Below are 11,651 nucleotides of genomic sequence, written 5' to 3' on the forward strand. Positions count from 1 at the left end.
GTCCGCGCCGATCAGCGGCTGAAAGCGACCCTCCTGCGGGGCCAGAACCTGCAGCGCGTCCCTGAGTTCTGACAGGCGATCAAGGTCGCTCTGGGCGAGATCCCGGCGCGACTGATCAATCCGGGCCTGAAGCGGATCCACGGCGTCGCTCGCGGCCAGCTGAATTTCCGCCTGCCGCAGCTGGGCCGTGACCAACCGTGCACGCGCATCTGCCAGCGGATCGGTCAGTTGTGCAACCTGCACCTGCGCCCCCGCCACATCATGGCCCGACGCCGCCATGTCGGTCAGCCACCCGCCCGTACGGGTCATCACGCGTGTCTCGCCGGGTGCCACCACGACCCCCCACGCGATGGAGGCATCGGGCACGGGGATCACCACCAACGGCCCTGCAATGGTTGCGACCAATGCTGCCGAGGCGACAAAGGCGCGCTTGCGGCGCGTCTCCAGTTCGGCGGCGCTGGCGAGGTAGACAATCGCCTTGAGTATCGGCAGCCCGATCATCAGGATCACCGACCAGATCGCCAGAGCAATGCCGATGAAAAAGAATTTGCCTGCAACAAACAGCGAGATGCCCAGCATGATCACGGTCCTGTACACAAATGCGAGGACCGCATAACCGAACAGCCACTTCCGCTCGCCCGGCGCGGTGACGGGCGTGCGGGCCGTGTCCAGACGAAACAGGTGCCGGCGGATCAGGTAGGCCAGGTATTTGTTGGACCGCTGACCAAGGTTCGGCACCTCGATCAGATCGCTGAACACGTAATATCCGTCAAAGCGCAACAGCGGATTGCCATTGAACAAAAGCGTGGATACCCCGCCGATCAACATCACGTTGAACATCAACGCGCGGGCCATGCCGGGTTCCATCTGGGTCCACGCGATCAACGCGCAGGAGGCCACCGCAAGTTCGACCATGATCCCTGCGGCACCCACCACGATCCGCTGACGTTTGGACGGGAAACCGATAGCGGCAGAGGCATCGACATAGGGCACCGGCATAAACACGAGGAACATGACACCGACCTCGCGCACCTGCCCGCCCCAATGCTTGACCGCGTATCCGTGCCCCAGCTCGTGCAAGAGCTTGACCAACGGATAGGCGATCAGGAGCAGCGCAATCCCATTGCCCGACAACACCCGGTCCACCAGATTGCCGGTCAGTGCCTGCCAGTGGATTCCGGCAAGCACCGTCCCGTAGACCAACAAGGCAAGCCAAGCGAGAAAGCCGATCCATGTGAACATGAACCGCACCAGCGGCATCGTTGCGGTGATAAAGCCGTCGATGGCAAAAAGGGGCACCTTGACGCCTAATGGATTGCGCATCGATTGCATCATCTTCTTGCGGCGCATGGTGCTGTCACGCTCGGCGATTTCCTCGAGATCGGGAATCCGGTCGGTGGTCAGAACGCCCGCCACATGCAGCTGTGAAAGCAACTGCACGATCTCGTCTTGTGTGGGTGCGTGAACGCCAAGGCGGTCCTCTCCGATTGTTGCGATATCTTCGAGTGTGCGACGCCCATCCATCAAACCGATCAGCGCGTAAGCCTCGGGCGAAAACCGAAAGAACTTGCCGCCTGTCGGGTCCTCCATCACGTACCAAAGGGCACCGCGAAAATACTGGCGGTGCAAAACCACATGGGGACGCAACACGGGCCGCAAACCTGCCACTTGCGCCCAGATTGCGGAATATGGCGCGGGGCCGGGCGTCATGGCAACCAGCGCCACGTGGCAAGCCGCAGCCAGTTGACGAAATCCTGCGTCCACACACGCACGGTCAGGCGGTCCTCGATAGCGACCCGCGCGACCCCTTCCATACCGGGCAGCAAGACGTCCGGGCCCACGTCGTCAGATGTGCTCAGGCGCGCCTCCAGTGCGAACCTGTTGCCGCCATCCTCGGGGGCTGCGACGGACAGAATACGCTCGACCTCGAACGCGAATGTCTCGTCCGGGCGCGAGGCAAAGCGGACGCGGCCCCCCTGCCCCGGTTCCAGCGCGGCGATGTCACCCTCTTCGACGGACAATCGCAGACGGTAGTCATCCAGTGGCGCGACCACGAACAACTCTTCGCCGCGGGTCACGGCAGCGCCCAATTCCTGTGACCGGTCGCCCGACACGACGACGCCGTCAAAAGGAGCGGTCAGTGCCGTTCTTGCGATCTGTGCGCGCAGCAGGTCGATCTGTGCCGCCGCCTGTGCGATCTGTGCGCTGAGCAACGCCTCGTCCGTACGCCGTCCACGGGCAGTTGCCGCGTTTCGCTCGATCTCGCGTTCGGTCAATTCGGCCTCTGCTGCCAACAGCTGGAGCCGCAGGTCGCGATCGTCCAGTTGTGCCAGGACCTGCCCTGCCTCGACCCTGTCGCCCGGTCGCACCGTCTGGCCCACCAGATAACCGTCGAAGGGGGCGGAAATGATCCGTTGTACGGTGCCTTCAAGACGCGCGTCCGACACCACTTCGAACGCGGTGCGCGCCGTCGCCGCCCAAAACACAAACGCGGCAAGCATCAGAAACGTGAGCTTTGCCCCCAAGCGTGCAGGCCCGAAAATCGCGCCGAGCGTGCGCCCGATAGACGCAGCCAAGCGCCGTGGCCAGCCGCGATCCGCCAACATTTTCTGGCGCAGGATCGGGCCGATCAACGCACCGATCCCAAGCGCGAGGTCGCGACGATCGCGGCCAAACCCGTCGGCGTCGCGATGTTCAAGAAGACACGCGCCAATCACCTCGCCATTGGCATCGGCCAGTGGCAGGGTCAGAACGGACATTGCGCCCTGCTGCCTGAGCAATTCGCCATGGCTGCGGGACACGCGGGTGTCTTCCTGTGCGTCGGCATCCCGCGTGGCCTTTCGCAGGATCACGCCGCCCTGATCGAGACATTCCAACATGGCGCGCCGGATCAGCTGGGCCAGCGCCAATTGCGTCCCGACATCTGCCGTGTGCGACACGGCGACAATCTTGAGCGTCTTTCCCCGAAACAGGCCGATCGACACCCGGTCGCAGTCGAGCCCGGCCGCAGTGGCGGTTGCGGCGGCCATGGCGGCGGTGCGGTGCCCGCGCGCCTCAAGGAGTTCGACCAGAACATCGATGGCGGCTTGTCCGCGGTCCCGTTCAGCTGCGGTGGCGTGTTCGCGGTCCCGCGCATCGCGCAGCTCGACCCATCCGCCGCCCCATTGCAAACGCCGCAGGGCTTGGCGTGCCTCTTGCTGTGAGGCCCCGTCGATGCGCATCAGGGCCGCGCCCAGCAACCGGGTATCGTCAAGATATGGGTAGCAGATGCAAACTGTGCCTTTGCCATTGTCGCGCAGAACCGCCCGTTTTTCCGCAATGGCACGTTCCGCCGTGGCGCTCATTTCCTTGTCGATGACGGCGTCGACGGGCCAGATTGCGCGCGGCACCATTGTCAGTTCCGGCCCGTCATCCGGCAGGATCAGCGCGGCCTTGGAGACCGTGCCAACCAGTTGGCATTGCAGCGTCAGCCACGCGTTGGCAAAGGCATCCGTCGGCGTACTGGGCCGCAACATAGGCCACAGGGCACGGTCCAGCACCGCGGCCTGATCATCGGTGTCGGCCTGTCCGTCCGGAGAGGGTTCCAAAAGATCGCCCTGCGCGCGCGTTGTCATCTGAGGTGATCCAAGTTTCACCCGCCGAATGTGACGGTCCCGAACTATAGGCAGCGCAGCAAAGGTTTGGGAACCCGTTTTCCCGTTGAGTGCGGGTGCCTGTTAACAGCTGTTAACTCGCGCATTCCGTTACGACATGTGGTAGGGTAGGGGGGTGGCGTCCGCGACGGGTTGTGAAATTTTCTTGACTTGGGCAGGTGAATCAATGCCTATCGTCTCCAAGTTGCGCAAATAAGCAACAAAGAGCAGGAAAAGAGCAACCATGTTTCAGACGGCACCGATTTCGGCAGAGTCCCAATCCGATGTGACAAGCCAGATGGCGGAGCGGCTCAAGACCGCGCTTACCACCCATCTTGAACAGGTCTATGCGCCAGATCAACGCAAGACTTTGAGACTATTCAGCGCAACAGAGACTGCTGAGCTGTTGGGCGTGTCCGGGCAATTCTTGCGGAAATGCCACAGCGACGGCACCTTGGCGGAACCGGCGGTCAACAAAGGCGGGCGCCGATCCTATTCGGGTGATGAAATCTGGTCCATGCGGCAGGCACTTGAGGCCGGCTCGCGCACCAAGGGCAAATACCTGCCCGGACGCCGCGAGGGTGACTCACTGCAGGTCATCCAGTTGATGAACTTCAAGGGGGGGTCGGCCAAGTCCACGGCGACGATCCACTTGTGTCACTATCTTGCGCTAAACGGCTACCGTGTGCTGGCCATCGACCTTGATCCGCAGGGCAGTCTGACCGGCTTTTGCGGGCTGCAAACCGAGCTCGAATTTGACGGCCCGACGATCTACGACGTGCTGCGTTACGAAGATCCGCTGCCGATGACGGATGTGATCGTGGATACCTATTTTCCTGGCCTCGACCTGGCCCCAGCGCGGTTGATCCTGAGCGAGTTCGAAACCGAAACGGCCGTCAACGCGGGGCGGGGTGCGGCGTTCTTCGAACGCTTGTCGAACGCCTTGGCGCCGGTGGAGGATCAGTACGACATCGTCGTCATCGACAGCCCGCCGTCGCTGGGGTTTCTGACGCTGACGGGCCTTTTTGCGGCGACGTCCGTTCTGGTTCCGATGACGCCCAGCATGCTTGATCTGGCGTCCACTCAGCAGTTCATCGAGATGACCTCGGCCTACCTGAGTGTGATCGAGGACACCGGCGTACGCATGGATCACGACTTCTTTTCCTTTTTGATCACAAGAGATGACCCGAGCGACATTCCCAGCCAGCAGATCGTATCGCTTATGCGTGCATTGTTTCAGGACCGGATCATTCCATCGACCGCGCTGCGCAGCACGGCCATTGCTGATGCGTCAATGCTCAAGATGTCGATCTATGAGGTCGCCCGGGCGGACATGACTCGCAGCACTTATGACCGGGCAAGGTCAAGCATGGACGCAGTAGGCGGGGATGTCGCGCGATTGGTCCAATCGGCATGGGGGCGCTAGCTATGGCACTCGACAAGAACAAGACCGGCATCATGGCGGCAATATCGGCCGCGACCGAGGGGATGGCCGAACCCAAGGGCGCATCGGCAAGCGCGCGGGCGCATCGCACCTTACCCAAGGGCACGGTGGGGTCTGTGCGCGCAGGTCTGGGTGGCATTCAGTCAATCGAGACGTCGGTGATCCTGGCGTGGGGGCCGCAGGACAGGCTGGCGCTGACGCAGGCAAATGCACCGGTGGGCGATGATGTTCTGGACCTGATGGAAAGCATCAAGGCCAGCGGTCAGCAGGTGCCTGTCTTGCTGCGCCCCGCGACAGACCGGGACGGCCAGTTCGAGGTGATCTATGGACGGCGGCGCGTGATGGCCTGCGACGCGCTTGGTATCCCGGTCAAGGCGTTGATCCGAACGCTGGATGATGGCGAGGCGCTGATCGCAAAGGGGCTGGAAAATGCGGGACGGCAGGATCTCAGCTTTTACGAACGTGCGCGCTTTGCGCTGGCGATCCTTGCGCAGGGCCACAGCCGGGAAGAAGCGCAGCAGGCGCTGTCGATCAGCAAGCAAAGCCTGTCACAGTTGGAACGTGTGGCCCGTCTGATCCCGGACGCAGTCGGCGTTGCAATTGGCCCAGCCCATGGGGCAGGGCGCCCGAAATGGATGCAACTTGCCGCGGCGTTCGAGGCCGGGCAGGTGACGGACGCCGTGATGTTGAAGGTGATCGGAGGCTTGCCCGAAGACGTACCGTCGGACCTGCGCCTTCAGGCGGCGCTGGATCATCTGGCGCGTCGTGGCACCCGTGACGTGCGCCCGGCGGAGCGACATCCGATCGCAGGATCGGTGATCAAGTCGACCAAGTCGGCGGTAACGGTGACGGTCAAGCGGGCAGGGGCCCCGGACGGATTTGCAGATTGGTTGGATCGGAATATCGATCGTCTGCTCGAGGAATCCTACCAGACATTCAAAAGCGAAGCTGGAGGATAGGCCGGTTAACAGCTGTTAACTGGTGCATTGAGGCCATGAGCAACACAGGAGGATAACGCAAAAAGAAACCCTCGAAACCGGAGTTCCGAGGGCTGCAACGCCAAGGCGCTGATTGTTTTCGCACTTCAATCCTAGCAGTCCCCGAATCACCGCACAATGAAAAACGCCCTTGGGCGAACGGGTTTTTATTGCGTCGACAGGATATGAGACAATGTATCGACGCCCCAAAGGGGACACCCGCGGCCAAACCGTCGCGGAACAATAACGGTTTGCCTTCGCAGCGCCCGACAGGCTGGCGCAAGATGACGGCAGAGCTTGGTATTGCCGAGCAATTTGCGCGTGAGGGCGCTGATATTGCTGTGCCAAAAACCCGCGCCTTTGTCGCGGTCAAGCGTGTTGGTGTGCATATCGGGCTGAAAGCCAGCGACCTGATGCTGCTTGATACGCTGGGGGCGTTCACACAGCCGCAGGACTGGGAAGAGGGCAGGCGGCCCGTGGTCTGGATGTCCAATGCATTGCTGATGGAGCAGACAGGGTTTTCCCTGTCGGCTCTCAAGCGTCACCTGCGCAGGTTGGTGGCCATTGGCGTCGTTGCCTTTCGTGACAGTTCGAACGGCAAACGCTGGGGCCGGCGCGACGCCGAAGGGCATATCATCGAAGCATATGGTGTCGATCTGTCGCCTTTGGCGGCGCGTGCGGAAGAGTTCGAGAGCCTTTATGCCGAGGTGCAGGCGGAGCGGGCCTTGTGCCAGTCCCTGCGGCGCCAAATCACGGTTACGCGCCGTATGATCCGCGCAAGGCTGGACGCCGCACTCAATGGCGGTCTGCGCGGTGCCTGGGGCCAGTTCATTGCGCGGTTCGAGGGGCTGCTGACCCAGTTGCCGGGACCTCGGACGCCGTCTGCGGCACTGGCCGATATTTTGGACCTATTCCGAGTGCTTCTGGCCAAGGTGGACGCTGCATTTCTTGGGGAAACCGAGTGTGCAAAACCCACCAAGCCAGTTGATCAACAACAAGATATGAACCCCACAGGGGTCATAAATGGCCCCCATATACGAACTACAAATGAACTCCACACTGTAGAAAGTAACTGCTTAGAAACTAAGCCCGTTGAGGCCGGAGCGCCCAAAGACGATTGCAGGCGCAAATCTGATCTGGATCTGCCAACAATCATGCAAGCATGTCCCGAGTTCACGACATGGGCCCGGACGTTGGCGGGATATCTTAAGACTTGGGATGATGTGCATAGGGTTGCAGGTCAGTTGCGGCCGATGATTGGCGTTTCGGAACAGGCCTGGGACATGGCTCAGGACCGAATGGGCTCACAGACAGCCACTATCGCGATGATCCTTGTGTTCGAGAAACACTGTACCGGCGAAGTCACGTCACCCGGTGGATATCTGCGCGGAATGGTCGAGAAATACAAAGCAGGCGATTTGCACCTTGAACGCAGCTTTTACGGCCGCCTAACGGCGAGGGCGGCATGAGTAGGGCAGGGGATGTGCGGAGAAAACCGAGCTTTATCTCCGCAAGGAGTGCGGATAAAAGCGGTGCAATCTCCGCATTTGCATGGTAAACAGCGCAAAAGGTGCGGATATTATGGCTTATATTCACGAACACTCTGATTGGCCCAACTTTCGTTGGGATCGCTCGGGCCTGTCCGTGAAACTGGCCGACATTCGGCACCGGCAGGGGCGTTTGCTCGGTCGGATGGAAGGTCTCGGCTTTGATTTGCGGAGCGAAGCATCGATACGCACATTGACCAGCGATGTCATAAAAAGCAGTGAGATCGAGGGCGAGGTACTGGACCGCGACACGGTTCGGTCGTCCATCGCCCAACGGTTGGGTCTGGAAACTGTTGGTACGACCGCATCGGATCGACATGTCGACGGCGTGGTCGACATGATGCTGGACGCCACCCAGAACCATGCAGAACCGCTCGATCCGGATCGTTTGTTTGGCTGGCATGCCGCCCTGTTTCCCACGGGTCGCAGCGGAATTTCACGCATCACCGTCGGCGCATGGCGGCCCGGACCGATGGAAGTGGTGTCCGGGCCATACGGGCGGGAGCGTATCCACTTCGAAGCGCCCGCCGCGTCACGCCTGCCTTCCGAGATGTCGCACTTTTTCGACTGGTTTGGGATGCCGCCCAAGACGGACCCGGTGATTCACGCTGCGATCGCGCATCTTTGGTTCGTCACGATCCACCCATTTGATGATGGCAACGGGCGCATTGCACGCGCGATTGCCGATATGGCACTGGCCCGCGCCGAAGGAAGCCCGCAGCGGTTTTACAGCATGTCCACGCAAATCCGACAGGAGCGGACGGCCTACTACGACCAATTGGAAACCACCCAGAAAGGTGATCTGGACGTCACCCCATGGTTGACCTGGTTTCTGGATTGCTTGGGGCGTGCCTTCGACGGATCAGAGGACATTTTGCAGTCGGTTTTTCAGAAAGCACGCTTCTGGGAGCAGCATCGCCATGACCGTTTGAACGACCGCCAACGCGATATGTTGAACAGGTTGCTCGATGGCTTCATAGGCAAGCTGACGACATCCAAATACGCCAAGGTGCAAAACTGTTCTCAGGATACCGCGTATCGCGACATCAACGAGTTGATGGCTTTGAGGGCGCTGAAAAAGGATCCTGCCGGTGGGCGCAGCACAAGCTATTCGCTTGTGTTAGAGCCTGTTCAGCAGTGATGCGGTCATCCCATCGGGATGAAATTGTCCCTGTAGAAGCGATACCAGTTGTCGCCCATGATCCCGGCGACTTCGGTGTCGTTCAGCCCCGTGGCCTTTAGACCGGTCTCGATGTTGTCGAAATCGCGGTTATCCTTGAACCAGCTGGGCATGGGCGGAAATCCCGGCGCCGCGGCGGAGCCTTCGCCATAGTCGATCTCCTTGCTCCACCGGCCCACGCGCATCCATTCGACTACGCTATCTGGCTGATCCTGGCAAAGATCCGTGCCGATCCCAAGCACCTCGGGGCCGAAGGTCTCGGCCGTGCGCGCGATCATCTCGCAAAAGTCCTGCAAGCTGCAGTCGGATTTGCCGCGCAGGTGATGAGGATAGACGGAAAACCCCAGCATACCGCCATTTTGCGTAACGGCGCGGATCACGTCGTCTGTCTTGTTGCGCAGGGCAGGGGCCCAGCTGTGCGGGTTCGCGTGGGTGATCGCGATCGGCCTCTCCGAGATATCGGCCGCTTCGATCGTCGAGCGGTCTGCCGAATGGCTCATGTCGATGACCAGCCCGACGCGGTTCATCTCCTTGATCACCTGCCGACCCATGCGGGTGATGCCGGTGTCCTCGGCCTCGTAACAACCCGTCGCCAGCAGGGATTGATTGTTATAGGTCAGCTGCATGAACCGCGCGCCGAGCGTGTGGACGATTTCCACGAGGCCGATGTCATCTTCGATCGGGCTTGGGTTCTGAAAGCCAAAGAAAATCGCCGTCTTGCCCTCGGCACGGGCGCGGTCCACGTCGCTGGCCCACTGCCCCTTGAGGATCAGGTCGGGATATTGCTCGAACCAGCGGTTCCAGCGTTCAAAGTTCAGGACTGTTTCGCGGAAATTCTCATGATAGGCGATGGTGACATGCACCGCATCCACGCCGCCCGCCCGCATTTCGCGAAAGATTTTCTCGGACCAGTTGGCATATTGCAGGTTGTCGATACGTATCACGATTGAGCTCCGAAGCCGTCAATTCCGGTGAAAAAACCGTAGCCAGGCAAAGCATGACCCCGCCTCGCGGCACGGCAGGTATACTTGCGCGGTTGCAAAGATACGACCCCGAAACATAGAGCAATAATGGTAATTATGTAAAATATCGGCGTGCGGTATCTCTGCCCGCACGCCTTGGACGGCTCAGGCGCCCTCTTCACTCGCGGCATCTTCGACCGGCGTTTCCGCTTCGGGATCTGGTGCCGGACCACCGGCGGCCTTGGCCAGCAATGGTTGCAAATTATTGAGCGATTGCAGATGGATAAACAACAGTTCCAATTCGTCATTGCGCAACATGCGTTCCAAAGTTTCGCCTGTCAGCGCCTTGAGCTTGTCACGGTTGATGGCACTGAACCCGGACAGACGGCCGGGCGACCCGTCCGGCATGGTGTATTGCGCCTGCATCGGTTCGAGCAGATCCAGCTCGCGGATTGCCTTGCAGAATGCACGCGTCCGAACGAACTGGGCCTGATACTCGCGCATGAAATCCAGCACCTGGTTCAGATAGGCCGTACGTTCACCACGGCTGTCGAACAGCCGTTCGCCTTCACCGTTGGTGTTGAGGCCGTCAAATTCTTCGTCGACGTAGAGGGTAAAGTTCTCGGTGTCTTCCGTCTGGCCAAAAACGAAAGGATAACGGCGCATGAATGCGGGCACGTATCGGCCGGTCCAGCGCCCCTCGTCATCGACATACAGGTTTTCCTTGTCGCGGAAACCGAGGATGACAACCGGGATCACTTCGTCGCCTTCACCGGCAAAAACGATACAGCTGTCTGATGCTGCTGCGCGAAACTCTGCGGCGACCAACGGTACGGAATTTACTTCCGCGGCGTAGGAGAAAGTGCCATCGCTGCGCAGCGATGTGTCCTTGTGTTTCGAAGCGGAAACCGGCACTGCGTTGCGATAGAACAGTAGTTGAGTCTGCACGTAGAACTCCTTGATATTGCGGCGTTGTTGGGCCCTAATGGACCGTATATTCAAGCGGGGCCGATCCGGCCGCGACCTTACGTCAGCTTGGCAAGGAAATGCCCAATTGTCCAATGTCCATTCCCTCCGCTACTCCTTAATTTCCGGTGTTGCGGCATCTGTGACTCTGTTGACAACGCCTGTTTCCTCCGAAGAGGTGCGCAGCTGTGTGATCGTACCGAGCGCGGTCGTGGATCTGTCGGTGGCACAGCCCGGTGTTGTGCGTCACGTGCATGTCGGTCGAGGCGACACGGTGTCGAGCGGGGATGTCTTGGTCGAGCTGGATGACAGCGCCATCGCCGTCGAGATCGCAGTGGCCGAACGGCGCGCAACGGATGAAACACAACTGTCCGGCGTGGCCCAACGGGTCGAGGTTCTGGAGGCACAGCTGGGCCGCATGCGCGATTTGACCGAACGTGCGCTTGTGCGTCAGAACGATCTGGACCGGCTCGAAGATCAGTTGCTGGCCCTGTATCAGGAGCGTGATCGCCTGATCGCGGTCAAGGATCTTGCGGCATTGGATCTGGAGCGTGTCAAAGCGCAGCTGGCCCAGCGGATCCTGCGGGCACCCACGGACGGTGTCGTGACCGCGCGGATCGTCGACCCCGGCGAATACGCGTCAGAGCAACGGCCCGTTTTGACGATTGCGACGCTTGATCCGCTCCATGTCGAGGTGTTTGTGCCACTGTCGCTGCGCGGCCGGGTTGCCGTGGGTGATACGGTGGACGTATTGCCGGATGTCGGCGGTACCGAAGGGTCGGAGCCTTTGACCGCCACGGTCGAGGTCATCGACCGTGTGTCGGATGCCGCGTCCAGTACATTTGGTGTTCGACTACGCCTGCCCAACCCGGATCGCGTCCTGCCCGCAGGTGTGCGTTGCCGCGTGAACATCTGACGGCACAAGCGGCCCCATCCACATCCG

General features: G+C 60.6%; 9 protein-coding genes. 5 read left to right on the forward strand and 4 right to left on the reverse strand.

The window, feature by feature from the left end:
- Both Q0949_RS20460 and Q0949_RS20465 read right to left on the reverse strand, forming a co-directional pair.
- A partial coding sequence (locus Q0949_RS20460) for a peptidase M50 (protein ID WP_299376935.1) occupies positions 1-1,725 on the reverse strand: 1,725 nt, incomplete at its 3' end.
- Positions 1,707-3,614: an HlyD family efflux transporter periplasmic adaptor subunit gene (locus tag Q0949_RS20465; RefSeq protein WP_299376938.1), complete on the reverse strand. Its 1,908-nt coding sequence runs from the start codon at positions 3,612-3,614 to the stop codon at positions 1,707-1,709. The genes Q0949_RS20465 and Q0949_RS20460, both read right to left, overlap by 19 nt.
- A 262-nt stretch (positions 3,615-3,876) precedes the next feature.
- Between Q0949_RS20465 and repA the strand changes: the two genes are divergently transcribed.
- The 4 genes from repA to Q0949_RS20485 all read left to right on the forward strand — a co-directional run bounded on the left by repA (position 3,877) and on the right by Q0949_RS20485 (position 8,741).
- A complete protein-coding gene (gene repA, locus Q0949_RS20470; RefSeq protein WP_299376941.1) occupies positions 3,877-5,058 on the forward strand; it encodes a plasmid partitioning protein RepA in 1,182 nt (393 codons plus the stop codon).
- A gap of 2 nt (positions 5,059-5,060) precedes the next feature.
- On the forward strand, positions 5,061-6,035 hold the full coding sequence (gene repB, locus Q0949_RS20475; RefSeq protein ID WP_299376944.1) for a plasmid partitioning protein RepB: 975 nt from the start codon (positions 5,061-5,063) through the stop codon (positions 6,033-6,035).
- A gap of 269 nt (positions 6,036-6,304) precedes the next feature.
- Positions 6,305-7,522, forward strand: a complete 1,218-nt coding sequence (repC, locus tag Q0949_RS20480; RefSeq protein WP_299376947.1) for a plasmid replication protein RepC — start codon at positions 6,305-6,307, stop codon at positions 7,520-7,522.
- A gap of 112 nt (positions 7,523-7,634) precedes the next feature.
- Entirely contained in the window at positions 7,635-8,741 is a 1,107-nt protein-coding gene (locus Q0949_RS20485; protein WP_299376950.1) for a Fic family protein, read from the forward strand.
- A gap of 5 nt (positions 8,742-8,746) precedes the next feature.
- On the opposite strand, the gene Q0949_RS20490 is transcribed toward Q0949_RS20485, so the two are convergent.
- Both Q0949_RS20490 and Q0949_RS20495 read right to left on the reverse strand, forming a co-directional pair.
- Positions 8,747-9,721 (reverse strand): membrane dipeptidase, encoded by a 975-nt coding sequence (locus Q0949_RS20490; RefSeq protein WP_299376965.1) that lies wholly within the window; start codon positions 9,719-9,721, stop codon positions 8,747-8,749.
- A gap of 186 nt (positions 9,722-9,907) precedes the next feature.
- Positions 9,908-10,690 carry a SapC family protein gene (locus Q0949_RS20495; protein WP_299376953.1) on the reverse strand — a complete coding sequence of 261 codons (783 nt, stop codon included), beginning with the start codon at positions 10,688-10,690 and terminating at the stop codon, positions 9,908-9,910.
- Between the two features lie 169 nt (positions 10,691-10,859).
- Between Q0949_RS20495 and Q0949_RS20500 the strand changes: the two genes are divergently transcribed.
- The gene (locus tag Q0949_RS20500) at positions 10,860-11,624 is read left to right on the forward strand and encodes an efflux RND transporter periplasmic adaptor subunit (protein ID WP_299376955.1); all 765 of its coding nucleotides are present in this window, start codon (positions 10,860-10,862) and stop codon (positions 11,622-11,624) included.
- Positions 11,625-11,651: the final 27 nt, after the last annotated feature.

Source organism: uncultured Tateyamaria sp. (assembly GCF_947487805.1).
GTDB lineage: Bacteria > Pseudomonadota > Alphaproteobacteria > Rhodobacterales > Rhodobacteraceae > Tateyamaria.